Raw genomic sequence first — 23006 nt, 5'->3', positions numbered from 1 at the left:
GCAGTTCGGTCGGACGCCGCGTGCCGACCGAGCGGTGAGCTACTGACTCATCTCCCAGGCCCAGATGGTCTCGTCCTCGCGGGGCTCCCACTGGACGTCCTGGCGGACGCCGTAGATGCTCTCCTGTAAGTGGAGGAAGATCCACGGCGCCTTCTCCCGGGCCAGCTCGTTGACCGCCTGCAGCTGTTGCTCGCGCTCCTCGGGATCGTCGATCCCCTTGCTCTCCTCGATCGCCTGATCGAGTTCCTCGTCGCGGAACGTCTGGACGCCGCCGCCCTCCTGAAAGAACCCGGAGACGCCGTAGTCGGTGTCGCCGGTGATGACCCCCCAGCCGATCATGAAGAAGGGGATCTCGTAGTCGTCCATTCCCGCGGAGTTCGCGTCGGAGACGACCCCGAAGTCGACGACGTCGACGTCGCAGGAGACGTTCTCGAGCTGGTCGATCTGGTCGGCGACGGTCTGTGCGACGTCGGCGTCGTTCAGGTACCGCCCCTGCGGGGCGACCAGTTCGATCTCCGCCCCGCCGTAGCCGCTCTCCTCGACGAGGCTCGCCGCTTCGTCGGGATCGTAGGGGTACGGATCGAGGTCGGGGTTGTAGCCGTTGACACCGGGCGGGACCGGCTGGCTCATCGGTTCGCCGAAGCCGCTGAGGACGTCGTCGATGATCCCCGCGTTGTCGACGGCGTAGTTCATCGCCTGCCGGAATTCTCGACTGTCGAAGGGCTCCGCCTCGTTTTTCATCGGGCAGAAGATGTTTCGGAAGCTCGTCACCGTCCGGACCTCGGCGTCCTCGGTGTCCTGAACCGTCTGGACGTCTTCCGGCAGGACGTTGATGGTGAGATCGCTCTCCCCGGTCTCGAGCGCGGCAACACGGCCGCTGGACTCCTCGTCGGCGTTGAACACGAGCCGATCGAACGGCGGCTCGTCGCCCCAGTAGTCGTCGAACGGCTCGAGGACGATTTCGGTGTCCGGCGTGAAGTCGACGACCTCGTAGGGGCCAGTCCCGTTGAAGACGTCCGCCGAGTTGCCGACGATCTCGCCGCTCTCGGCGCTCTCCTGGTCGTCCGTCCACTCGCGGCTCATCGCTCGCGCGTAGTTCCCGAACTCGTACTCCGCGAGCGCGGGCGCTCCCGAGTACTCGAACCGAACGGTCGAGTCGTCGACCGCTTCGGCCCCCTCGATCGACCCCAACCCGGCGACCTGCGAGGAGGCGGGGCCGACCTCCGGATCGATCTGGCGCTCGAGGGTGAACGCGACGTCTTCGGCGGTCAGGTCCTGGCCGTCGTGGAACTGTACGTCGTCGCGGAGACGCAGTTCGACGGCGCCGTCGCCGTGCTCCCAGTCTTCGACGACTCGCGTCTCGGGCTCCTCGCCCGGTTGAACGTCGAACAGCGGTTCGTAGACGTGATCGAAGACGTCGAAGTAGTCGCCCGTGATGTGGTCGATGGGGTCGACGGTGTCCGGAAACTGCGAGAGCGTGATTACGAACTCGTCGTCGTCCGGCCCCTCACCACCGAGACAGCCGGCAACCGCCACCGCTGACGCTGCACCCGTTGTCATCAGGAACGACCGCCGCGTCGCCCGTCCCTTTACCTTCCGTGCCATGATCCCACATACCGTTCGGAAATATATAGGTATGGTGACACAAATAGCGATCGATGACGGTCGGCCGTCGATGACTCTCACCGCCGCTGAGAGTCTCCACGCTAGTATCCGTCGGAACGCATTAGTAAACGGTTCGACCGATGTTTGGCACAGTAGCGCACGGTAGCCCGATGTGTGGCATTTGTTATCGCGGACAGAATAGTTAAGTCGGCGAGTGGCTTAGTCGTTCGTATGGCCGCTCACGGCCGGTCCAACCTGCGGGACCTGTTCGACGAGTCGCCCACACCGCACATCGCCCACCCCCCGCGCACCCATCACCGGGACTTCTACGTCGCCACCGACGGCTCCTTCCGAGAGTCGGGCGGCGGACTGGGCGCTGTCATCGAAACGCGCGACGGCACCCGCGTTGCTCGCGTCGCGACCGCGGACGCGCCCCCGGACAACAACGTCGCCGAGTATCGGGCGCTCCACCTCGGTCTCGACGTCCTCGCCGCTCGCGCGCCGCGAGACGCCTGCGTCGGCGTGCTCGTGGACCACGACTCGTTGGCCAGCAACGTCAACAGCACCATTCTCGCGACGAACCATCCGGACGGCAAACCGCCGCGTCCGGTCTCGATCCCGCCCGCGTCGCGCCACCACTGGCGCGGTATCGAAGCCCGACTCACCGGGTTCGGCGAGGTCAGGGCCGCGCGCATCGACAGCGGACAGAACCCGGCCCACCCGCTCGCGAACGCCCCCGACCGTTACCGGCACGTCAACCAGGAACCCGAGCGCTGCGTCCTGCCGGAGACGCCGGAACCGGCCGCCGCCGAGTTCCCGCCGCCGTCTCGAGCCGATCGCAACGGCGGGAGCGGGCGCGCCTCCGACTGACACTGTCGCGTCCGCGACCGCGACGGCGACGCGGAACCGCCACCGTTATCTCGCCGTTCCGGCGACCTCATTCTATGAGCCTCCGCGTCGCGGTCGCCGCCCCGTTCATCCAGAACGGCACCCGGCGCCTCCAGGAAAACGAGTTCGTGGTCGCGCTCTCGCTCGACCGCGACTGGTTCTCGCCCGACCAGTCGAAACGCCTGATCGACGTCGCCACCCAGGACGGCCTCCTCGAGCGCACCGACGACGCCCTCGAGGCCACGTTCGATCCCGGCGAGGTGACCGTCCCCGACGAGTTCGTCCCCGACGAGGAACTCTTACAGGAGCGCTCGGCGTTCGAACGCGTCCTCGACGCGCTCGTCGCCGAGGGGATGGAGAAACACGAGGCGGTCGGCGCCATCAATCAGCTCCAGGAAGAACTGGGCCTGACCATCGAAACCGCCGCGGTCGTCTACGCCCAGCGAGAGGGCGTCGACGTGAGCGACCTGGTCCCCGTCGCGCGCGAGGCCCTCGCCGATGCGGAAGCCGAAGGGCGTTAGTTCCCGGCCGCCCGATCGGGTGTATGGTCGAGGAGCGGATCACCGACGGTCGCCGGATCGCCGAACTGCTCGCCTCAGAACTCGAGGGCCGCGAGGACGACGAACTCGCGTCGATCGCGGTCGCGAACGCCGACCGCGACGTCGAGCCGACGACCGACGGTGCGCGCGCCTACGACGTGGCGCGCGCGTCCCCTCGCTCGGCCGACGACGAACGGATCGCGCGCGTCTTCGTCCACGAGGACAGGGCCCGACTCGAGTTCGAGACGGGACAGGACGTCGCGGCCGAGGCTGCCGAGGACCTCGAGTTACGCGTCCGTCCGAAAGCGACGCAACCGCCGCGAACGCTCGTGTTCGTCGAGAGCGGCGCCGCCGTCAAACGGGCGACGAACGTCGTGAAAGCGGTGGTTCGGTCGGAAAAAACGGAATAATTCTATCGCGGACCGCCCGCGGTTCGGGCGGCGGATCCTCGCCGACTCGGTTCAGTAGTCGTCGGGGGTGATTCGGTCCTGATCGGCGTAGACGAACGCCGTCCCCTCGTCGAACGCGAGATCCGTCACCGATCCCGAGTAGCGGAACCGGTGGTAGCCGGCGTCGATCGAGCCGACGGCCGTCCGTCCGTCCCGAATCGAGGCCGCCTCGCTCGAGTCGTCGCCGGCGATCGCCGCGATCCGTCCGTCGACGCTCACCTCGTAGCTCGCGGGCGAGCCGTTGCTGACGACCGTGAGGACGTGGTCGAGTTCCTCGCCGTACTCGTTGGGGTCGACCCGCTCGTCGTCGAGGTAGACGCGGGCCGAGCCGTTGATCGTGAGCGACTCGAGATCGCCGCTGAACTCGAAGGCGTCGCGCCAGCCCCGCAGCGAACCGCTCACGCGCCCGTCGACGATCGACGTGTCGTCGTTGATCGACGCGCCCTGGTAGTTCGTCGGTTCGGCGTCGCCGCTGACGCGGAAGTCGTAGCTGGTCTTCCCGATGATACCGACGCCGTCGATCAACAGCGTGTGCTCGGGGTCGTCAGCGGCGTGCCACGGCATGTCGCCCTTCCAGCCGTCGCCGGTCGCGCCCGAAAGCGGATAGCGGCCGAGATACGACGGTCGGTCGTCGACGAACGGCTCGGCCGGGCCGTCGACGGTGACGTCGACGAGCAGCGAGTCGAACTCCCAGGCGTGGCGGCCGTCGACGACGCGACCCGCGGCGCGCGTGCCGTCGTCGCTGACCCACATACGGGACTCCTCGATCGTCGCACCGTTGTACGTGGAGGGCTCGATCGGCCCTTCTTCGACCTCGAAGTAGTAGTCGGTCGGCTCGCTCTCGCCCTCGGCGACGAACTCGTAGGTGTGTTCGAACGACTTGTGCCACGGCATGTCGCCCTTCCAGCCGTCGCCGGTCGCACCCGACTGCGGGTAGCGATCGAGGTTCGACTGTCGGTCGTCGACGATCGGCTCGGCGGGGCCGTCGACGGTGACGTCGACGAGCAGCGAGTCGAACTCCCAGGCGTGGCGGCCGTCGACNTGGGCCGTCGACGGTGACGTCGACGAGCAGCGAGTCGAACTCCCAGGCGTGGCGGCCGTCGACGACGCGGCCCGCGGCGCGCGTGCCGTCGTCGCTGACCCACATGCGGGACTCCTCGACCGTCGCACCGTTGTACGTGGAGGGCTCGATGGGGCCCTCCTCGACCTCGAAGTAGTAGTCGGTCGGCTCGCTTGCGCCTTCGGCAACGAACTCGTAGGTGTGTTCGAACGCGCGTTCGCCGTCGTCGCCGTCGGTGTTTCCGTCGCCACCGTCGTCGGTGGGTTCGTCCGACGATCCGCTGTCGGTGCCGTGCCACGGCATGTCGCCCTTCCAGTCGTCGCCGGCCGCGCCCGAACGCGGGTAACGATCGAGGTTCGACTGCCGGTCGTTGACGAGGGGGGTGGCCGGACCGTCGACGGTGACGTCGACGAGCGGCGAATCGAACTCCCAGGCGTGGCGGCCGTCGACGATGCGGCCCGCGGCGCGCGTGCCGTCGTCGTTGACCCACGTGTACTCCGGTTCGATCGTCGCGCCGTTGTACGACGAAGGCTCGATCGGTCCTTCTTCGACCTCGAAGTAGTAGTCGGTCGGCTCGCTCTCGCCTTCGGCGACGAACTCGTAGGTGTGCCGGAGGTTCTCGTGGTCGCCGCGGGTTCGCTGCTCGCCGCCCGAGGCCGCCGCCTCGGCCGACGTGGGAACGCCGTCGGGAATCGAGAGATCGGGATCGCTCGAGACGGCGCTGCCGACGGTGACGGTCGAACCGGCGCCCCGACGGATGTTGCCGCTGTAGCCGCCGCTCTCGAAGGTGGCGCGGCCGGGCGAGTTGTTCGCGCCGGCGACCAGCGCGTACGGGTACGGGCCGTCGGAGAAGTTCGAGTCGCGGATGGTCACGGTGCCGCCGTTCCAGACCCAGACGGGGCGGCCGTTCGTCTCGCCGTAGCCGCCGTAGCCCTGTCCGTAGTCGGTGTTGTCGTTGTACGCGACGCAACCGATGATCGCGTCGTTCCCGCTCGCGACGCGGTACGTCGAAACGCCGTTGTTCTTGCCGAAACAGTACTCGAACCGGGCGCTGCCGCCGTGGGCGGTGTTCGAACAGTAGAAGGCGTTATTCGGCCACCCCTGTACGTTACAGCGGCGGAACGTCACGTCGGCGTCGTTGTTCCGGTGCATGAAGACCGCGCCGGGCCCGTGAACGAAATCCGCACCTTCCTTCGTCGACCCGTCGCCGAGATAGACGTTTTCGACGAGCACGTCGCCGCGGCCGGCGTTGATCGAGATCATGAACCCGTCGCCCCGGTGGAGGCCTTTGAAGCCGACGTTCCGGATCGTCGAGTTCGCTCCGTTGACCATCAACAGCACGCTGCTGCCGGTCGTGAGATCGATCAGTTTGTTCTCGAACGTTTCCCCGCTGCCGATGTTGATCGTCTGTCCCTGGGCCCGAATCACGTCGTAGTCGGCCGCGCTCGCAGCGCCGGTCGCTGCGGTCACTGCGGTCGCCGCGGCCGTCGTTGCCCCCGCCAATTTCAGGTACGAGCGACGGTCAAGTAACGTGTTATTATTCCCGTAATCCGCTCTCTCGGGGTTCGTGCCGCTGGATTCACCATCATCCAATACTGCAGGATCGCGTGCCATACGATGCTGTAATTCTCCGTTTCCTATATAAGTCTTCTCTTAATTATTGAATAAAATAACCAGAATATCATTGTACCATGGTCAAATGTATAATTATGATTGATATTGTAGAGATATTTTTGATAGAGAGGGAGACGGTACGACGAGAGCCGCCGGGAGGCGTTTGTCTCTCGCAGCGAGCGTCTATCCGAGCGGTAGACGGGTCGCTTCGACGGACGCCCGGCCGCGACTAGACGTAGCCGAGCGCGCTCAACCGATCCTCGACCGCGTCGTCGTCGGCGTCCGTCGCGTCGTCGGCCGCGACCGGCGGTTCCGAGACGACCTCCCGGCGCGTGGCGCCGTCGACCTCGAGCCACGGAACGGTCAGCAACTGATCGACGTGGAGTCCGCGCGGGTGGCCGTACAGCCGGATCGGCACGGGAACGCCCCGCTCGCCGATCAGGTTTCCGTGGTCGGCGGTCACCACGCTCTTTCCGTCGAGCGCCTCGAGGAGGGACTCGACGTGGGGCAGGACGATATCGAGGTTCTCCCGGTAGGCGGCCACGACCGTCTCGACGTCGATGTCTTGGTCGTGGATGAGTCCGAACCAGGGGTTGGGCGCGCTCGAGCGCTCGTCGTCGTCCAGGTGGTGCTCGAGACCCATGTGCGAGAACTGTTCCCCGGTCGGGCCGAGAAACGGGAAGTGGGGCTGCATGAAGTGGACGATGAGCCGCTTGTCGGGGAACCGATCGCGGGCGGCGATCGCCTCCTCGACGACCGCGTCCGGCCGGACGGTCCGAGCATCCTCGTCCCAGCAGCGATCCAGGAGGTCGACGACCGCGTGAAACACATCGCCCTCGAGTTCGTAGACGTGGGGGTTGGCGGTGACGTACACCGTATCGTGGAGGTCCTTTCCCGCGAAGTTCGCCTCCATGAACTCCCAGCTATCGCTGCCCCGGGATCGTTTCCGGGAGAGCGTCCCTTCCAGGTCCGACTGGGCGGCGAACATATCGTGCCGACAGCCGTCGAGGATGAGCAGGTTGTCCCAGTCGGCGCCCATCACGTCGACACCGTCGTCGGTTCCCCGGCGCTCGTTTCGAAACTGGGCCGCCCGCGAGTTGATCCGCAGACCAAGCGTGAACAGTTCCTTCCGGAGGAGCCTGGGATTTCGAACGACCTTCTGGAGGTTCTCGAGCGAGTATCGCTCCGGGAGAACGGATCGAGTAGCCATGTGTTCGAACCCGTGACTCACATCGTCCTTTGTTAGTCTCCCGTGACGACCGATTATCCAGCTATTACCTTAGACGTAGCCGAGTTTCTCGAGACGGTCCTGTACGCCCGCGTCGACGTCGTCGGTCGAGCCGTCGTCGACGTCCTCGAGCGCCCGTCGCTTCGACTCGATCGCGTCGGTTTCGAACCGGTCGGTCGCCCAGTCGGGGACGGTCCCTCGCGGTTCGTCGACGCTCGAGCCGTCCGTTTCACCCTGGGTCCTGCTCTCGTCGCCGACGCGACGCTGCCAGCACGGGCGCTCGCGATCGAGTTCGTACTCGCGGCGGCTCCCCAGCGAATCCCAGACGTACTTCGTCGACCCGTCGTAGGCCGCCCGCATCAGCCGATCCCAGTACTCCAGTCGCTCGGGCGGTTCGGGACCGGCGCTCATGCCGACGTGTTCCGCGACGACGCGGTCGGTCGCGGGATCGACGACTTCGTCGCGGGCCATCGCCGCGAGCAGCGACGGCAACTCGAGGTGTGAAACGAACTCGGATTCGGTTTCGGGGTAGCCCTCGGGCGGGTTGACGACGAGCAGCGGCACGTGTAACAGCCCCTCGGAGAGGCTGCTCTTGTGGCGGACGAGTCCGTCCTCGCACTCGTACCCCTGATTCTCGCCGTGATCGGCGGTGATCACGACCGTCGTCTCGCGGGCCGTGTTCGCCCGCACCCAGTCGACGAAGTCGGCGATGGTCCGGTCGAGGTAGTCGATCGCCGCGCCGTACAGCTCGCGGCGCGTCTCGAGGAACTCGCGGTGTTCCTCGGGGGTCTCCATCAGCTCCCAGACGGTCCGATCGGCCGTCGTGAACGCGTTCGACGCCGCGTGAAGCGATCGGTCGAACGCGCGGAGGTCCCGAAGCGGGGTGTGGGCCTCCATGAACGAACCGAACAGGACGAACGGTCCGTCGGTGTCGTCGATTAGCCCCCTCGAGGTGCGGGTGACGGCGCGCGCCCCGTCGTCGAACAGCTTCGGAATCGGCGCGTCCTCTGAGACCGTATCGAGGAAGCCGGTAACGCCGTTGGCGAGGCTGTACAGCGGCCGATCGTGGGAGAGCGCGGTACGGAGGAAGTCGAGGTAGACGGCCGGTCCCGACCGGTCGCTGGCCGACCGAACGGCGACCGGATCGGCTCCCTCGGGAAACCGGTGGGCCTCGGTGACGTCGACGAACTCGTCGAAGAACGCGTCGAAGCCGTACGGCGAGCCGGCGAAGACGTTCGTACTCACCCCCAGCGCCCGGTGTGACTCGAGGTCCCCGAAGAGCGTCTCCGAGCGATCGATCCCGGAGACAGACGGGTCGTGGGTGTGAACGCCGTGTTCGTGCGGGAGCGCCCCGGTCACCATGCTGGCGTAGCTCGGGGCGCTCCAGGAGCTCGCGGCCCGACACTGCTCGTACGACAGGTCGGCCCGCCCGCCGAGCCGCCGGGCGTACGCGTCGAACGTGTCCTTCCTGACGGAGTCGAGACAGAGCAAAACGACGTTTCGCATAGCGGTCACTCCCTTCGAACACTCATTGTTACGAACCTGTTATCTGCGATCCCCCGGAGCGAGTAACCTGTTACAGATCGATTATCACGAGTTACGACGACAGTCATCGGTCGAATACTGACCGCTGGGCCGACCGTCGCTCCGTCTCCGCGCGAACCGCCAGCGGCGCGCAGAGCGAAGTGCCGTCTCGAGACCGTGGGGACGGTAACCGGCCCACTACAAAAGGGGATGTCGGAAAATCAATCGACGATGTCGAACGACTCCGCCGGAATCGCCGATCTCCGCTCCGTCGCCGACGGCGCGTCGCTGCACTATCTCGGCACCGTCGTCGTCAACGTCGTCGGATTCCTGTTGAACCTCCTGTTGACCCGGCTGCTCGGCGCCAGCGTGTACGGGATCTACGCCTACGGGACGATGATCCTCAACGCGGTGTTGCTGTTCGCCACCGTCGGGACCGACGTCTCGATCACGAAGTACCTCTCGGCGAACCGAGACGATCCCGCCTACCAGCGTCGGATGCTCGGGTTGGCCTACCTGACGACGATCGTCGGCAGTCTCGTCACCGCGGCGATCGTCTACATCGCCGCCCCGACGATCACCGCCCACACGCTCGAGGAGTCGATGCTGACGACCGCCCTCCGAATCTTCGCCATCGCGTTGCCGTTTCAGGCGCTCGGCAAGATCGCCTCGAGCACAGTTCGGGGCCTCGAGAAACCGACCGAGAAGACCGTCATCATGGTCGTCGCCCCGACGATCAGGCTCGTCGCGATCGCTGCCGCCGTGGCGCTCGGCTACTCGCTGCTCGGTATCGCGGCGGCGTTCGCGGTCGCGGCGGTGATGGCCGCGCTGTTCGGGGTCGGCTACTCGCTGTCGCGAACCGACCTCCGACCGTCCGGGCGCTTCTCTCGGTCCGAGACGACCGAGTTTTACAACTTCTCGGCGCCGTTGACGCTCTCGAAGGCCTCGTCGTTCCTGTTCAAACGCGTCGACGTCTTCATGGTCGGCTTCCTGCTTGCGTCGGCCGACGTCGGGATCTACAACATCGCCGTCCTGCTCGCGGGCGTGATCGCGATGCCGCTGGCCGGCTTCAACCAGTTCTTCCCTCCGGTGGCCTCGCGGCTGTACTCGAACGAGGAGTACGACACGCTCGAGTCGATATACGCGACCGTCACCCGCTGGTCGATCACGGCCTCGGTCGCCATCGCACTCCCGCTGTACGTCTACCGGACCGAAGTGCTCACGCTGTTCGGTCCCGAATTCGTCGCCGGGACGCTCGTCGTCACGCTGTTTATCGCCGGGCAGTTGTTCAACGCCGCCGCCGGGCCGGCAAACGACCTCCTGACGATGACCGACCACCAGTACCTCGTGATGGGAAACCACTTCGTCTTCGGCGTCTGTAACGTCGTCCTCAACTACTACTTCATCCTCGAGTTCGGACTGATCGGCGCCGCGCTCGCGACGGCCACCGTCCTGGCGACCCTGAACGTCGTCCGCGTCCTCGAGGTGTGGTATCTGGAAGGGTTGTTCGCCTACTCGCTGGCGCTGTGGAAGCCCTGCGTCGCAACCGCCGTCAGCGCCGCCGTCATGTACGGACTCCGGCTATACCTCGGCGGGACGGTCGTCGTCTTCGTCGGCGGGGCGGCCGGCACCGCCGCCTTCCTCGGGACGCTGTACCTGCTCGGGCTCGACGAGCAGGACATCCAGATCGCGGATGAGTACCTCGGCCTGGTCTCGTAAGCGGCGAGAATCGACCGCCGGATCGAGGCCGCTTGCTCGCCGCCGCTATGCGAGGTCGGCGAGAATTGCCGGCAGTTCGGTCGCGATCGACGCCTGTTCGACGTGAGCGACGGCCCGCGGGTCGGGGCCGGGGCCGTCCGCCAGAAGGACCTGGATCGCGTCCATGCCGGCGTCGGTCGACCCCGAGACGTCGGCCTCGACCTCGTCGCCGACGTAGACGGCGTCATCGGGGTCGACGTCCAGTTCGGCGGCGATGGCCTCGAACGCGCGCGGGTCGGGTTTGCCGGCCTCGAGTTCGCCGGTGACGAGTGCGGCGTCGAAGGCGCCCTCCCAGCCCAGCGTCTCGAGTTTGTCCCGCTGGGCGCGAACGGGGCCGTTGGTGAGCAGGCCGACGCGGTACTCCCCGCGGAGGTCCGCGAGCATCGACTCGACGCCGGGCAGGGGCTCGAGGGCGTCGGCGATCGTCTCCCGATAGGCGTCGGCGACCGCGCCGGGATCGGCGTCGGTCTCGCGGTCGTCGAGCAGGTCCGCGAAGATCGGTTCGCGCGTCTCACGCGTAAGGTTCCGACGGTGGGCCGCGAGGTACTCCTCGCGGGAGAGCGACGGCGCGTCGGCGGCGGTCGTCGCCTCCGAGAGCAGCGTCGCTCGATCCCGCGTGGGGACGGCCAGCGTGTAATCGAGGTCGAAGACGACCGCCCGTAGCATAGACGTCACGGGGGACTCGAGGAGGTTGAAACTATCCCTTTTCAGCGGTCGGGACCCGAACTCGCTGACCGTCGGTCGTCGTCCGGCCGTCGCTCAGCCGTCACCCGACTGGCGTTCGGTCGGCGCTCAGTCGTCACTCGACGGTGACGTCGACCCGATCCCCGCCTCGAGTCGCGGGACGACGACGGATTCGATCGCGCTCGAGTACTGCATGAGCGTCGTCCCGACGATGCTCATCACCAGGACGTAGCCGACGGCGAAGGCGTAGACGTCCTCCGCGATCGGTTCGGGGAGCGCCGTTCCGGCGCCGGAGAGCGCGAGGCTCGCGATGATCAGCGAGAACTCGCCGCGGGTGGTCATCCCGAGGCCGACCCGAACCGATCGGCGCTCGCTCAGGTCGTAGATCCGGCCGCCGAGGTAGCCGCTTATCAGTTTCGTCGGCGTCGTCGCCACCGCCGCGACCGCGATGAGTCCCGCGACGCCGAGGAACAGCGACGGGTCGGTGGACAGCCCGATCCAGAAGAAGAAGATGGCCGCGAAGGCGTCCCGCAACGGCTCGAGCAGGTTCTCCAGATCGTGGACGTGGTCGGTCGAAGAGAAGGCCATCCCGACGAAGAAGGCGGCGACCGCCTCGCTGACGCCGATCGACAGGGCGATCCCGGCGATCAACACCGTGATCCCCAGCGCCCGGAGCACGACGAACTCGTGGGAGTCGGTCTCCAGGCTGCGCTGGAACCACTCCGTTCCGAGGTAGACCAGCAGGAGGAGGACGAGGATGAAGCCGACCGCGACGCCGATCTGGCCAAGCGCCTCGCCGACGGCGCCGCCGCCGAGCACCAGCGCGGTCGCGACCGCGAGGTAGACGGCGATAAAGAGGTCCTCGAAGACCAGCGTCCCGAGCATCGCGTCGGACTCGTCGTTGGCGATCCAGCCCAGATCGATCAGCGACTTCGTGATGATCGCGCTCGAGGAGATGTAGACGATCCCGGCGGTGAGGAAGGCGGCGAGGAACGAACCGAACAGCGAGTAGCCGAGCAGGAGTCCGACGCCGAAGTTGATCGCGAGATCCGCCACGCCCGCCTTCCCGATCCGCTCCTTCGAGGCGATCAGGCGGTCGAGGTTGAACTCGAGGCCGAGGAAAAAGAGGAGGAGGACGATCCCGATCTCGGCGCTGACGTGAACGAAGTCGGTATCCGCGAGCGCGAGTTCGGCGCCGTGCGGGACGAGATCCGTCCCGAGCAGCGCCGGGAAGTCGATGTTACCGAGAACGTAGTCGCCCAACAGCATTCCGATGAGGATGTAAAAGGGGATCACCGACTGGTTGATCCGGTTCGCGACGAGGCCGGCCAGCGCGACGGCCCCGAAGAGGATCCCGACGTCGATCAGGGCGGTCGATTCAGCAGTTGCCACTCGCGGTCACCTCCGACGGAACCGTCATCGATCGATTAGACCTCGTCACCGAGCAGGGTTTCGAACTCGGCGCACTCCTCGCGCTCGCCGATGACGACGAGCGTGTCGTCAACCTCGAGGACCGTTTCCGGCGTCGGCGGCGAGATCAGGTCGTCGCCGCGCTGGATCGCGACGATCGAGACGCCCGTTCGATTCCGAACATCCGCCTCTTCGAGGGTTTGGCCGGCGATCTCGGCGCTCTCGGAGACGGTGTACCACTCGAGATAGGTGTCCTCCGAGAGCATCGTCTCGACCGCCTCGGCCTGCACGGGCTGGAAGTAGGCCCCCTCCAGAATCGTCCCGATCTTTCGGGCGAGGCGGTCCGAGACCTCGAACAGCTTGTCCCCGTCCGCGTCCGGATTCGCCTTCAGGTACACCTCTCGCTTCCCCGTGTTGTGGGTCACGATGACGAGTCGCTCCCCGTCCTCGAGTTCGACCTCGAACTTCTTCCCGACGCCGGGGAGGTCGCTCTCGTATACGGTCATATGGAGACGTTAGCCGCGCAGATATTAAAGGGCGGCTGTACAGCGTCCGAAACCGGCCGCTGTGGCCGCGACAAGGGCGAGTGAGCGATCAGTCGGCCAACCCCTCGATGAGAAACTCCGCGGACGAGTGATTCGTCGCCAGCGCGACGTCGTGAACGTCACAGATCCGCAACAGCGCCGAGATATCGGGTTCGTGGGGCTGGGCCCGCAGCGGATCCCTGAGGAAGACGATACCGTCGAGTTCGTCCTCCGCGACCTCGGCGCCGATCATCAGGTCGCCGCCGAGCGGCCCCGACTCCTTGCGCTCGACCTCGAGGTCGGTCTCCTCCTGTAGCCGTTTGCCGGTCGTGCCGGTCGCGATCAGTTCGTACTCGCGGAGTTGGGCCTCGTGGGTCTGTGCGAACTCGATCAGATCGGGCTTCTTCTCGTCGTGGGCGATCAGCGCGACGCGAGTCATAGCGAACGATAGATCCCCGACGGGATAACGCTAGGCTCCGCTTGGCCCGATTCGGCGAGTCAAAACTCCTCGACGTGGGGTCTGAGATCCAACTCGAGGGTCCACGACGACCGATCCTGCGTCACGAGGTGCCAGTAGGAGTCGGCGATGGCGTCCGGATCGAGATACGCTGCTGCGTCGCGATCGGATTCGTCGACGTCCGGCGGCCGGATCCCCCCGTCGATCACGACGTGGGCGACGTGGATCCCCTCGGGGCCGAGTTCGCGGGCCATCGACTCGGCCATCCCGCGGACGGCGAACTTGGCCGCGCTGAAACCGATCGCGCCCTCGCGGCCGCGGACCGCCGACGTCGCACCGGTGAAGACGATCGTGCCGCCGTCCCCCGCGAGCATGTCGTCGACGGCCGCCTGCGAGCATAGCAAGGCGCCGGCGGCGGAGACGCGCCACGCTCGTTCGAACTCCTCGGGAGTGATCTCCCGCAGCCCCTGCCAGGAGCCGCCGCTGGCGTGGTTGACGAGGACGTCCACCGGCCCGAACGCGTCGCGGACCGCGCGAAAGCCCGCCTCGACCTGCTCGGGGTCCGTGATGTCCGTCGGGACGGCGACGGCGTCGTCGCCGAGGTCGTCCGCCAGGTCCTCGAGGTAGTCCGCCGACCGGGCGAACAGGCCGACTCGACAGCCCTCGGCGACGAATTTGCGGGCGAGCGATTCCCCGAGCCCGGGGCCAACGCCGGCGATCACGGCCGTTCGTGTCATGGGACGAGTGACGGTCGCGTCCCCCTCCGTTCGGGGGCCAGCATTCGCGGGGTCGCTCGAGCGAGGCGAACTCGCGAACGGAACCGCCGACGGCCGATTTTTGTCCGTGGCGACCGCAAACGACGTATGAGCGACTCGAGCGAGACCGACGACCGATCGGCGAGACATGTCTGGTCGGCGGGCCGCTATCCCGCGATGGCGCCGAACATGCTGCCGGCCATCGCGCGGCTGGTCAACGCCGCGGGGATCGATCCCGGAAACCGCGTCCTCGACGTCGGCTGCGGGACCGGCAACGCCGCGCTGACGGCCCGCCGATCGGGCGCCGAGGTCGTCGGCCTCGACCTCGCCCACGACATGCTCGAACTCGCCCGCGAGAACGCCGCGCTCGCGGGGTACGACGACATCGGCTGGCTCGCCGGCGACGCCGAGGCGCTCCCGGTCCCCGACGGCGCGTTCGACGTCGTCCTCTCGAACTTCGGCCACGTGTTCGCGCCGGACTCGACGGCCGCCGGCGCGGAACTGTGCCGCGCGACGAAATCGGGCGGCCGGGTCTGCTTCACGGCGTGGTCGCCCAACGGCGTCGTCGGCGATCTCACCGAGGTGCTGACCGACCACGTCGACGAGTCGCCCAGCGACCCATGGTCACACCTCCGGTGGGGCGATCCCGCGTTCGTCCGCGAGCAGTTCGCCGACGTCGCCGACCTCTCGTTCCAGCGACGACACCTCGAGTTCCGCTACGCCACGCCCCATCACTTCTGGCGGGAGTTCGCCGAGGAGTCCGGCCCGCTGTCGCCGGTCCTCCGGCGGATGGACGACGACGAGTCTCGCGACGCGCTCCGCCGGGACGCTGTCGCGGCCTTGGAAGAGTGGTTCGGCGACAACGCGATCCGCGTCGAGTACCTGCAGGTGCGGGCCGTCCTCGAGTGACGACGTGCACCGGCGGGCCCTCGATCGACCGGCGCGGTCAGAGCGATCGCTCGCCGGCGGCGTCGAGCGTCGCCGCGTAGACGACGAGCGCCGGCAGCACCGACTCGATAGCGCCGCGGTTGAACTGCCGGACGAACTCGCCGAGGTCGTCGATCGTCGACTCGTCGAACCCGCGCTCGGAGAGGGCCGACGGCGACAGCTGCGGGACGTACGGAAGCTCGGCGCAGTGATCGTCGACGACCCCGTCGGCGTCCTCACAGCCGCGCTCGAAGGCGTCGCTCTCGAGGACGTCCGCGAGGTCCGACCAGGCCGGTTCGAGATAGTTCGGCCACTGGGCGAGACAGCGATAGATGCTCGGCAGCCCGCCCTCGAGGCCGTGAAAGTCGCGAATTTCGTCGACGGTCGGCTCGAGATCCGCCGGAATCGCACCGTCGTCGAGCATCGTCACCGACAGGCCGCGATCGCGGTCGAGCCACTCGGGAAGGGGCGCCGTCGACGGCTCGCCGGTCGGCTCCGGGTCCGGAAGCTCGTCGTTCATCGCCCGATCGCAGACCGCGAACGTAAACGCCAGCCGCGGCGCCACGACGTCGAACGTCGCGATCTGGCCGCGGAGTTCGCGCCACTCGGCCGGTCGGAGATCGAGGTCGGCACGCCGGTAGCGCGGGACGTCCGCGGGGGCGTCCTCGAGCGACGAGAGCACCGCGTCTCTGTATGAGACGGTGTACCGGCCGAACGCGCGCGTCTGGAAGAGCGGCTTGCATTGGGCCCACAGGTGCCGGGTGAATTCGGGTTCGTTGGCCGTCAGCGTCCGGAAGAACCAGTTGACGATCGGCGCGCGAAACGTCTCTTTGACGTCCTCGTACAGACCGCGGCGCCATCCCGTCGCCTCCCGTTCGTACAGCTGTTTGCTCGGGTCCATGCGAGTTGCCACGACGGAGACGACCATCAGTCTCGGGCCGGCAGCGGTTCGAACGGAGTCGAACCGCACTCGACTCGCCGGAACCGAACTCGCCGTCGGGCCAAGCTATTTCGCCGTTCGCGGGGTACCGAGACCGTCATGTCGTTCGATCCCGACGCGGTCGAGACGCTCGCGTTCGACTCGTACGGTACGCTCGTGGACGTCTCCGCGGTCGCCGAACCGATCTCGGAGCGCGTCGACGACTTCGACCCCTCGCTCGTCGCCAAAATCTGGCGCCAGCGCTCGCTGGCGAACGCGATGGTCGGCAACGCGATCGGCGAGTACGACGCGTTCTACGAGATGAACCGCAACGCCCTGCGGGTCGCACTCGAGACGATCGACGTCGACCTCTCCGAGGACGAACGCGAGGAGATCCTCTCGACGTACCACGAACTGCCGGTCTTCGACGACGTCCGCGACGGTATGGAGCGCTTCCGGGACCTCGGATACGACTGTTACGTCGTCTCCAACGGAAACGAAGAGATGCTCGAGTCGCTGGTCGAGGGCGCCGACCTCGAGGACGTCCTCGAGGACACCGTCAGCGCCGACGAGATCGAGCAGTTCAAACCCCAGCCCGAACTCTACCGCCACGCCGCCGACGAGATCGGGACGCCGATCGAGGAGATCGCGTTCGTCGCCGCGGGCTGGTGGGACGTCCCCGGTGCCATGAACGCCGGGATGCAGGGCGTCTGGATCAACCGGTCGGACACGCTCTGGGGACCCTACGAGACGGAACCGGACCTGACGATCGACAGTTTCCACGACCTGGCCGAGGAACTCGAGACGACCTGATCGAGGCGCAGCGACTCTCGAGTGACAGCGGTCTTCGAGGAGACGTGCGTCACCGGTCAGCCGCGAGCGCGACTCTCTTCCGGTTGGTTTCGCAGCGGCCGCCCATCCAATATAGTATAGAGAACCATTAAAGAGGCTCCGCGGCCAGAGGGGGGATAATGAGCGAACAGGTCGTTCTCACGTCGAACACCGCCCCGGACGCCGTCGACGACGTTCCGCCGAGCGCGAAACTGGTGTTGACCGTCCTCGCACACGAGGGCTCTCTCACGCAGTCGCGACTCGCCGAGGAGACCATGCTCCCCGCCCGAACGGTCCGCTACGCCCTGAAGCAACTCGAGGAACACGACCTCGTCGACTCCCAGATCTCGTTTGCGGACGCCAGACAGCACGTCTACTCCATCAACGGCGAGCGGTTCGCGGAGTCGAACGCTCGGTAACCGGGACGGCCCCCGCCGCTCGGACTCGAGGGCTATTCTGCGCGGATCGCGCCGATCGGCTACCGGTTACGACAGCTTACACGTCCGAATACCGACGGACGCGAACTTCTAATGGCGTCGGCGTGGCAGCAGCGAGACGCATGGACTACGATACGTGGTCCGAGAACCAGGAGACGACGACGGTCGCCGTCGACGAACACGACCTCGAGGTCGCCTACTACGACGACGGCGACGGGGAGCCGATCCTGTTCTGTCACGGCATTCCGACGTCGTCGTTCCTCTGGCGCGACGTCGCACCGGCGCTGTCGGACGACTACCGGGTGATCGCCCCGGACATGGTCGGCTACGGAAACTCGGCGATGCACGACGGGTTCGACCGCTCGATCAGGGCCCAGGAGGCGATGATCGACGGCTTGGTCGAGGAATTGGGTCTCGAGTCGCTGACGTTCGTCGGTCACGACCTCGGCGGCGGCGTCGCCCTGCGCTACGCCGTTCACGAGCCGGACGCGGTCGACCGACTCGTCCTGTCGAACGCGGTCTGTTACGACTCGTGGCCCATCGAGACAATCGTCGACCTCGGACTGCCCGCAACGATCAACGAGATGGGCGTCGACGACGTTCGCGAGACGCTCGAGGGGGTCTTCCGCGACACCCGGTACGACGACCCCGAGGAGGCGTTCGTCGATGGAATGCTCGCCCCGTGGGACTCCGAGGAGGCGGCCGTCTCGCTGTCGCGCAACGCGATCGGGACCAACACGAGCCACACGACCGAGATCGATCCGAGCGAGATCCCCGCCCGGACGCTCCTGCTGTGGGGCGCCGAGGACGAGTTCCAGGGGATCGAGTACGCCGAGCGCCTCGAGGGCGATATCTCCGACGCCGAACTCGTCGGACTCGACGAGGCGTCTCACTGGGTCATGGCCGACCGGCCCGACGCCTACACCGATCGGCTCCGCGAGTTCCTCGACGCGTGAACCGCGGTGTGACAATCTGCCGTCGCACGCGGTTTCGATCGGGTCGTCGATCCGGTTCTCGAGATCCTCGCCGCGGTCGGTCTCGAACAACCGCCGGCCGTGACCTCGCCCGAAAACGCCTCGAGTCGCGTCGGCTCGGGCGTCGTTTCGTGTAGCGTTCGGCTCGTTTCGACGAATCGCCCGTCTCCGGTCAGCGTCTCGGCCTGAAGTGCAGTCGGAAGCGTTTTTCTCCCGGACTCGTAGGTCCACTCGATGACATCACTCAGCGCACACCACGTCGGAATCACCGTCGACAACCTCGACGAAACGCTTCCCTTCTACCGCGACGTCCTCGGACTCGACGTCGTCGAGCGGTTCAGCGTCGGCGGCGAGGAGTTTTCGGACGCCGTGGGCGTCGAGGGAGCCCGCGGGGAGTTCGCCCACCTCGAGGCCGACGGAATTCGGATCGAACTCGTCGAGTACGACCCCGAAGCGCGGGGCTCGCCCGCGGCGGGGATCAACCAGCCCGGCGCGAAACACGTCGGACTGGCGGTCGACGACCTCGACGCGTTCTACGCGGCGCTTCCCGACGACGTCCCGACGATCAGCGAGCCGCGGACGACGGAGAGCGGAACGTCGATCCTGTTCCTCCGCGACCCGGAGAACAACCCGATCGAAGTGCTCGAGGCGTGAGGAGAGGGGAGTCCGGACAACACTGTATCGACCGATCGATACCGCCGAGAGACGGACGGATTACCGAGCGAGCGACGACTTCAGGTCCGATTGGACCTGCTCGACGGCTTCGTCGCAGTTCGAGCAGGCGGTCTTTTCGGAGTCGATGTAGACGGTCCCACACCGCAAGCACTGGAAGAGGTTTCCGGGGGCGTTCGGCGACGGTGCGGCGTCGTCCGTTTCGACGCCGTCAACGTCGGCGTCGTCCGCAGACCGGCCGTCGCCCGCGAACAGCGTCGAGCGGATGCGGTCGCGAAGTCGACCGAGATGCGAGTTAGATTTCTCGTTGGTTCGAATGGCCATACTGTAGCAGACGATTATAATAGCGAAGTAGCTGATGTCTAAAGTATTTGGAACGGGAAGCGTTCGCATTCGGGATATTCCGGCTCGTCACCGTTGAACGCGCACGATCTTCTCAATCCGATGACTGTCTCGATCTCCCGGACGAACCCGGTCGAACTCGCTTGCGGAACGGCCGCGATCGCGAGCGCCGACGGGATAGCAACCTTTTCGAGCGGCGGGGGACCACTCGCAGGCATGAACTTCTTCGATCGGCTGCACGACCGCATTCGGACGGTCGACAGCGTCGTCTCGGTCGGGCTCGACCCCGACCAGTCGCGACTCCCCGACCACCTCGCGGAGCACGACCTTCCGCGGTGGGCGTTCAACCGCCGGATCATCGACGCCACCCACGAGCACGCCGCCGCCTACAAGCCAAACGCCGCCTTCTACGAGGACCCCGACGGCTGGCGAGCGCTCGAGGAGACGATCGCCTACGCCCACGGGAAGGACGTCCCCGTCCTGCTCGACGCCAAGCGCGCCGACATCGGGAACACGACACGTCAGTACGCACAACTGCTCGAGAAAGCCGACGCGATCACCGTCAACCCCTACATGGGCCGGGACTCGCTGCAGCCGTTCCTGTCGAACGAGGAGGCCGGCGTCTTCGTCCTCTGTCGGACCTCGAACCCCGGCGGTGCCGACGTTCAGGACCTCGAACTCGAGACGGGCGAACCCGTCTACGAGCGCGTCGCGGCGCTGGCGGACCTCTGGAACGAGAACGACAACGTCGGCCTCGTCGTCGGCGCGACCAAACCCGAGGAACTCGAGGACCTCCGCGAGCAGGTGCCCGATCTCCCCTTCCTCGTCCCCGGCGTGGGCGCACAGGGCGGCGACGCCGAGGCGGCCGTAGAGTACGGACTCGCCGACGGCGTCGGACTGGTCAACTCCTCGCGCGGGATCATCTTCGCCGGGGAGGACGATGGGGAGGAGTTCGCGAAAGCCAGCGGCCAGGCCGCGAAGCGGCTCAAGAAGCGGCTGAATCAGTACCGCGACTGAGCACACCACATACCGATACGCCCGTCCGATCAACTCGAGGAGGTGGCGTTACCGGGACGCGGTTCGATGCGCGTTACGTGGTTCCGTTTCGGTCCGGATCGACCACGCGGCCCGCAATGTAGCCGTCGACCGTCCGGCCGAGGATCTCGACCGTGACCGGCTCCGCCGGCGGTCGCTCCTCAAGCAATTCCAGTCCTTCGACGACCGCGATGTTCAGGGGGCTCGCGTCGTTGGGGTGGTCGGCGACGAGTCGGCCGTCGCGCTCCTCGAGGGAGAGTCGAAACCGCTCGCCGACGGCCAGCGAGTCGCCGAGGACGTCGCGGATCGAGGTCACGGCGTTCAGAACCGGTTGATGTCGACGTCTTCGGACTCCGACGGCGACGGTTGGGTCGGATCCGCCTGCGCGGCGCACTCGACGCACAGTTCCTTCCCGTCCTCGTAGTGGACGTCACAGGCGAGCGTGCCGCAGTTCCCACACCGCTCCTGTGCGGGCCGGGACTCGCAGATCTGACAGAGGCCGCTGACGCTCATACCCGAGATACCGTCTCGAGCGCCTTGAAACCGCGGCCGGAACACCCCGGTCGAGAGGGGGATCGGCCGGCGGCGCTCCAGCCTGTACGCGCAGTCGCGACCGGCTTGCTGCCTCGAGTCTGTCCCGTTGACTCCGTGACCAGCGGTTGCCGTACGGATACATACTGTGTGCTATGGTGCCACTGTACGGGAAGGTTTTTGCCATGCGGACCGCTACCGTTCCATATGAGCCGTGACCGGGCTCTCCTCGAGCGAGCCCTGGACCGTGGCGAACAGGACGGTGGCAACGTCGAATTCAAGGAACGACTGTCACGAAACGTCCACCTCGAGGGTGGACGACGGGAGAGCCTGGCCGCGCAACTGCGCCACCGACTGCTCTCCGGGGACGGCGAGGCGACGTACGTCGTCGGCGTCACCGACGACGGCGGTCTCGCCGGCATCGATCCCGACACGTTCTCCGAGACGATGGACGTTCTCTCCCTGTTGGCCGAGGAGGCCGACGCCCACATCGACGACGTACAGACGTGGGGCGTCGAGGACGGACTCGTCGGCGTCGCGCTCATTCGGGAGGGCGGCGTCCTCGAGACCGACGACGAACACGTCGTCGTCGGGACGGCGGGCCACGTCGACCACGGCAAGAGCACGCTCGTCGGGTCGCTCGTCACGGGCAACCCCGACGACGGCGACGGCGCGACGCGGGCGTACCTCGACGTCCAGCCCCACGAGGTCGAACGGGGCCTCTCGGCCGATCTCTCCTACGCTGTCTACGGCTTCGACGAGGACGGACCGGTCCGCGTGCGAAACCCGAACCGAAAGCAGGACCGCGCCGCGGTCGTCGAGGAGGCCGACCGGCTGGTCTCGTTCGTCGACACCGTCGGCCACGAGCCGTGGCTCCGGACGACGATCCGCGGGCTGGTCGGCCAGAAACTCGACTACGGGCTGCTGGTCGTCGCCGCCGACGACGGGCCCACGCGCACGACCCGGGAACACCTCGGCGTCCTGCTCGCGACGGACCTGCCGACGATCGTCGCGATCACGAAGACCGACACCGTCGACGAGGAGCGCATCGAGGAGGTCGAACGCGAGGTCGAACGCCTCCTGCGGGAGGTCGACAAGTCGCCGCTGCGGGTGTCCCGCCACGGCGTCGACGCCGCGATCGACGAGATCAACGAGCGCGTGGTGCCGATCGTCGAGACCAGCGCCATCACGATGGACGGCCTGGAGACGCTGGACGAACTGTTCGACCGGCTCCCGAAGACCGCCCAGGACACCGGCGAGTTCCGGATGTACGTCGACCGGAGCTACTCGGTGACCGGCGTCGGGGCGGTCGCCTCCGGCACCGTCATGTCCGGCGAGGTCGAGGCCGGCGACGAACTCCTGTTAGGGCCGATGCCCGACGGCCGGTTCCAGGAGGTCGAGGTCCGCTCGATCGAGATGCACTACCACCGCGTCGACAAGGCCCAGGCGGGCCGGATCGTCGGCATCGCGTTGAAGGGCGTCAAGGAAAGCGCTATCGAGCGCGGCATGGTGTTGCTCCCGCGAGAGACCGACCCCGACCCCGTCCGGGAGTTCGAGGCCGAGGTCATGGTGCTCAACCACCCCACCCGGATCGGCGAGGGGTACGAACCCGTCGTCCACCTCGAGACGATCGGCGAGGCAGCCGCCTTCTACCCGGAGAACGGCCGCCTCCTGCCGGGTGACTCGGGCGAGACCACCGTCCGGTTCAAGTTCCGCCCGTACCTCGTCGAGGAGGGCCAGAAGTTCGTCTTCCGCGAGGGCCGCAGCAAGGGCGTCGGGACGGTGACCGACGTCCATCCGATGGAGTAACCGTCCCCCCTGTCTCGAATCGACCGATATTCTG

Annotated in this window: 25 protein-coding genes; 11 read left to right on the top strand and 14 right to left on the bottom strand. The window is 66.9% G+C overall.

The features are described from left to right. Window positions 1-39: 39 nt before the first annotated feature. The gene (locus C477_RS12840; protein WP_083870284.1) at window positions 40-1605 is read right to left on the bottom strand and encodes an ABC transporter substrate-binding protein; all 1566 of its coding nucleotides are present in this window, start codon (window positions 1603-1605) and stop codon (window positions 40-42) included. Between the two features lie 231 nt (window positions 1606-1836). On the opposite strand from C477_RS12840, the gene C477_RS12835 reads away from it, so the two are divergent. From C477_RS12835 to C477_RS12825, 3 genes are all read left to right on the top strand, one after another. Beyond that, the gene (locus tag C477_RS12835) at window positions 1837-2475 is read left to right on the top strand and encodes a ribonuclease H family protein (RefSeq protein WP_008894927.1); all 639 of its coding nucleotides are present in this window, start codon (window positions 1837-1839) and stop codon (window positions 2473-2475) included. 74 nt (window positions 2476-2549) lie between these two features. Beyond that, on the top strand, window positions 2550-3014 hold the full coding sequence (locus C477_RS12830; protein ID WP_008894926.1) for a DUF2240 family protein: 465 nt from the start codon (window positions 2550-2552) through the stop codon (window positions 3012-3014). 23 nt (window positions 3015-3037) lie between these two features. Continuing rightward, entirely contained in the window at window positions 3038-3442 is a 405-nt protein-coding gene (locus C477_RS12825; protein ID WP_008894925.1) for a hypothetical protein, read from the top strand. 51 nt (window positions 3443-3493) lie between these two features. Here the strand turns inward: C477_RS12825 and C477_RS23555 are convergent, their stop codons facing one another. From C477_RS23555 to C477_RS12810, 4 genes are all read right to left on the bottom strand, one after another. Continuing rightward, window positions 3494-4045, bottom strand: coding sequence for a hypothetical protein (locus tag C477_RS23555; RefSeq protein WP_152423321.1), 552 nt, complete (start codon window positions 4043-4045; stop codon window positions 3494-3496). Continuing rightward, window positions 4026-6155, bottom strand: coding sequence for a hypothetical protein (locus C477_RS12820; protein ID WP_239641876.1), 2130 nt, complete (start codon window positions 6153-6155; stop codon window positions 4026-4028). Before C477_RS12820 ends, C477_RS23555 begins: the two co-directional genes overlap by 20 nt. Before the next feature lie 229 nt (window positions 6156-6384). After that, window positions 6385-7365 (bottom strand): alkaline phosphatase family protein, encoded by a 981-nt coding sequence (locus C477_RS12815; RefSeq protein WP_008894923.1) that lies wholly within the window; start codon window positions 7363-7365, stop codon window positions 6385-6387. A 69-nt stretch (window positions 7366-7434) separates the two neighbouring features. Continuing rightward, window positions 7435-8889, bottom strand: coding sequence for a sulfatase-like hydrolase/transferase (locus C477_RS12810; protein WP_008894922.1), 1455 nt, complete (start codon window positions 8887-8889; stop codon window positions 7435-7437). Window positions 8890-9138: 249 nt separating this feature from the next. On the opposite strand from C477_RS12810, the gene C477_RS12805 reads away from it, so the two are divergent. Then, window positions 9139-10626, top strand: a complete 1488-nt coding sequence (locus tag C477_RS12805; protein WP_008894921.1) for a flippase — start codon at window positions 9139-9141, stop codon at window positions 10624-10626. Window positions 10627-10671: 45 nt separating this feature from the next. Here C477_RS12805 and C477_RS12800 read toward each other — a convergent pair whose 3' ends face one another. The 5 genes from C477_RS12800 to C477_RS12780 all read right to left on the bottom strand — a co-directional run bounded on the left by C477_RS12800 (window position 10672) and on the right by C477_RS12780 (window position 14477). Further along, window positions 10672-11331, bottom strand: coding sequence for an HAD family hydrolase (locus C477_RS12800; protein WP_008894920.1), 660 nt, complete (start codon window positions 11329-11331; stop codon window positions 10672-10674). A 126-nt stretch (window positions 11332-11457) separates the two neighbouring features. Beyond that, entirely contained in the window at window positions 11458-12741 is a 1284-nt protein-coding gene (locus tag C477_RS12795) for a cation:proton antiporter (RefSeq protein ID WP_008894919.1), read from the bottom strand. A 35-nt stretch (window positions 12742-12776) separates the two neighbouring features. Next, window positions 12777-13265: a cation:proton antiporter regulatory subunit gene (locus C477_RS12790; protein WP_008894918.1), complete on the bottom strand. Its 489-nt coding sequence runs from the start codon at window positions 13263-13265 to the stop codon at window positions 12777-12779. 88 nt (window positions 13266-13353) lie between these two features. After that, entirely contained in the window at window positions 13354-13722 is a 369-nt protein-coding gene (locus tag C477_RS12785; RefSeq protein ID WP_008894917.1) for a methylglyoxal synthase, read from the bottom strand. 59 nt (window positions 13723-13781) lie between these two features. Continuing rightward, window positions 13782-14477 carry an SDR family NAD(P)-dependent oxidoreductase gene (locus C477_RS12780; protein ID WP_008894916.1) on the bottom strand — a complete coding sequence of 232 codons (696 nt, stop codon included), beginning with the start codon at window positions 14475-14477 and terminating at the stop codon, window positions 13782-13784. A 126-nt stretch (window positions 14478-14603) separates the two neighbouring features. Here C477_RS12780 and C477_RS12775 point away from each other — a divergent pair, with 126 nt between their 5' ends. Beyond that, window positions 14604-15404 carry a class I SAM-dependent methyltransferase gene (locus C477_RS12775; protein ID WP_008894915.1) on the top strand — a complete coding sequence of 267 codons (801 nt, stop codon included), beginning with the start codon at window positions 14604-14606 and terminating at the stop codon, window positions 15402-15404. Window positions 15405-15441: 37 nt separating this feature from the next. Here the strand turns inward: C477_RS12775 and C477_RS12770 are convergent, their stop codons facing one another. Further along, window positions 15442-16323, bottom strand: coding sequence for a halocarboxylic acid dehydrogenase DehI family protein (locus C477_RS12770; RefSeq protein WP_049914534.1), 882 nt, complete (start codon window positions 16321-16323; stop codon window positions 15442-15444). A 138-nt stretch (window positions 16324-16461) separates the two neighbouring features. Between C477_RS12770 and C477_RS12765 the strand changes: the two genes are divergently transcribed. The 4 genes from C477_RS12765 (at window position 16462) to C477_RS12750 (ending at window position 19237) form a co-directional block, all read left to right on the top strand. After that, the gene (locus C477_RS12765) at window positions 16462-17154 is read left to right on the top strand and encodes a haloacid dehalogenase type II (protein WP_008894913.1); all 693 of its coding nucleotides are present in this window, start codon (window positions 16462-16464) and stop codon (window positions 17152-17154) included. Window positions 17155-17312: 158 nt separating this feature from the next. Beyond that, complete coding sequence (locus tag C477_RS12760; RefSeq protein ID WP_008894912.1) at window positions 17313-17591, top strand: MarR family transcriptional regulator; 279 nt, start codon at window positions 17313-17315, stop codon at window positions 17589-17591. A 140-nt stretch (window positions 17592-17731) separates the two neighbouring features. Next, window positions 17732-18565: an alpha/beta fold hydrolase gene (locus C477_RS12755; RefSeq protein ID WP_008894911.1), complete on the top strand. Its 834-nt coding sequence runs from the start codon at window positions 17732-17734 to the stop codon at window positions 18563-18565. A gap of 252 nt (window positions 18566-18817) precedes the next feature. Then, window positions 18818-19237, top strand: coding sequence for a VOC family protein (locus tag C477_RS12750; RefSeq protein WP_008894910.1), 420 nt, complete (start codon window positions 18818-18820; stop codon window positions 19235-19237). Window positions 19238-19297: 60 nt separating this feature from the next. Here C477_RS12750 and C477_RS12745 read toward each other — a convergent pair whose 3' ends face one another. Beyond that, a complete protein-coding gene (locus C477_RS12745) occupies window positions 19298-19579 on the bottom strand; it encodes a hypothetical protein (protein WP_008894909.1) in 282 nt (93 codons plus the stop codon). 234 nt (window positions 19580-19813) lie between these two features. On the opposite strand from C477_RS12745, the gene pyrF reads away from it, so the two are divergent. Further along, window positions 19814-20614, top strand: coding sequence for an orotidine-5'-phosphate decarboxylase (gene pyrF, locus C477_RS12740; RefSeq protein WP_008894908.1), 801 nt, complete (start codon window positions 19814-19816; stop codon window positions 20612-20614). 73 nt (window positions 20615-20687) lie between these two features. On the opposite strand, the gene C477_RS12735 is transcribed toward pyrF, so the two are convergent. Then, window positions 20688-20948: a hypothetical protein gene (locus C477_RS12735; protein WP_008894907.1), complete on the bottom strand. Its 261-nt coding sequence runs from the start codon at window positions 20946-20948 to the stop codon at window positions 20688-20690. 5 nt (window positions 20949-20953) lie between these two features. Further along, window positions 20954-21145 (bottom strand): hypothetical protein, encoded by a 192-nt coding sequence (locus tag C477_RS12730; RefSeq protein WP_008894906.1) that lies wholly within the window; start codon window positions 21143-21145, stop codon window positions 20954-20956. 225 nt (window positions 21146-21370) lie between these two features. Here C477_RS12730 and C477_RS12725 point away from each other — a divergent pair, with 225 nt between their 5' ends. Beyond that, window positions 21371-22972 carry a GTPBP1 family GTP-binding protein gene (locus tag C477_RS12725; protein ID WP_008894905.1) on the top strand — a complete coding sequence of 534 codons (1602 nt, stop codon included), beginning with the start codon at window positions 21371-21373 and terminating at the stop codon, window positions 22970-22972. The last annotated feature ends 34 nt before the right edge of the window (window positions 22973-23006 follow it).

Source organism: Haloterrigena salina JCM 13891 (assembly GCF_000337495.1).
Lineage (GTDB): Archaea > Halobacteriota > Halobacteria > Halobacteriales > Natrialbaceae > Haloterrigena > Haloterrigena salina.
Note: the sequence above shows the minus strand (reverse complement) of the source record. Positions and strands in the feature narration are given on the sequence as shown.

Coding starts and splice junctions, on each gene's coding strand:
- C477_RS12780 (WP_008894916.1), bottom strand. CDS start 14,477: ATGACACGAACGGCCGTGATCGCCGGCGTTGGCCCCGGGCTCGGGGAA.
- C477_RS12730 (WP_008894906.1), bottom strand. CDS start 21,145: ATGAGCGTCAGCGGCCTCTGTCAGATCTGCGAGTCCCGGCCCGCACAG.
- C477_RS12815 (WP_008894923.1), bottom strand. CDS start 7,365: ATGGCTACTCGATCCGTTCTCCCGGAGCGATACTCGCTCGAGAACCTC.
- C477_RS12765 (WP_008894913.1), top strand. CDS start 16,462: ATGTCGTTCGATCCCGACGCGGTCGAGACGCTCGCGTTCGACTCGTAC.
- C477_RS12785 (WP_008894917.1), bottom strand. CDS start 13,722: ATGACTCGCGTCGCGCTGATCGCCCACGACGAGAAGAAGCCCGATCTG.
- C477_RS12800 (WP_008894920.1), bottom strand. CDS start 11,331: ATGCTACGGGCGGTCGTCTTCGACCTCGATTACACGCTGGCCGTCCCC.
- C477_RS12830 (WP_008894926.1), top strand. CDS start 2,550: ATGAGCCTCCGCGTCGCGGTCGCCGCCCCGTTCATCCAGAACGGCACC.
- C477_RS12760 (WP_008894912.1), top strand. CDS start 17,313: ATGAGCGAACAGGTCGTTCTCACGTCGAACACCGCCCCGGACGCCGTC.
- C477_RS12725 (WP_008894905.1), top strand. CDS start 21,371: ATGAGCCGTGACCGGGCTCTCCTCGAGCGAGCCCTGGACCGTGGCGAA.
- C477_RS12755 (WP_008894911.1), top strand. CDS start 17,732: ATGGACTACGATACGTGGTCCGAGAACCAGGAGACGACGACGGTCGCC.
- pyrF (WP_008894908.1), top strand. CDS start 19,814: ATGAACTTCTTCGATCGGCTGCACGACCGCATTCGGACGGTCGACAGC.
- C477_RS12745 (WP_008894909.1), bottom strand. CDS start 19,579: ATGGCCATTCGAACCAACGAGAAATCTAACTCGCATCTCGGTCGACTT.
- C477_RS23555 (WP_152423321.1), bottom strand. CDS start 4,045: ATGCCGTGGCACGCCGCTGACGACCCCGAGCACACGCTGTTGATCGAC.
- C477_RS12805 (WP_008894921.1), top strand. CDS start 9,139: ATGTCGAACGACTCCGCCGGAATCGCCGATCTCCGCTCCGTCGCCGAC.
- C477_RS12770 (WP_049914534.1), bottom strand. CDS start 16,323: ATGGACCCGAGCAAACAGCTGTACGAACGGGAGGCGACGGGATGGCGC.
- C477_RS12840 (WP_083870284.1), bottom strand. CDS start 1,605: ATGGCACGGAAGGTAAAGGGACGGGCGACGCGGCGGTCGTTCCTGATG.
- C477_RS12810 (WP_008894922.1), bottom strand. CDS start 8,889: ATGCGAAACGTCGTTTTGCTCTGTCTCGACTCCGTCAGGAAGGACACG.
- C477_RS12835 (WP_008894927.1), top strand. CDS start 1,837: ATGGCCGCTCACGGCCGGTCCAACCTGCGGGACCTGTTCGACGAGTCG.
- C477_RS12790 (WP_008894918.1), bottom strand. CDS start 13,265: ATGACCGTATACGAGAGCGACCTCCCCGGCGTCGGGAAGAAGTTCGAG.
- C477_RS12825 (WP_008894925.1), top strand. CDS start 3,038: ATGGTCGAGGAGCGGATCACCGACGGTCGCCGGATCGCCGAACTGCTC.
- C477_RS12750 (WP_008894910.1), top strand. CDS start 18,818: ATGACATCACTCAGCGCACACCACGTCGGAATCACCGTCGACAACCTC.
- C477_RS12775 (WP_008894915.1), top strand. CDS start 14,604: ATGAGCGACTCGAGCGAGACCGACGACCGATCGGCGAGACATGTCTGG.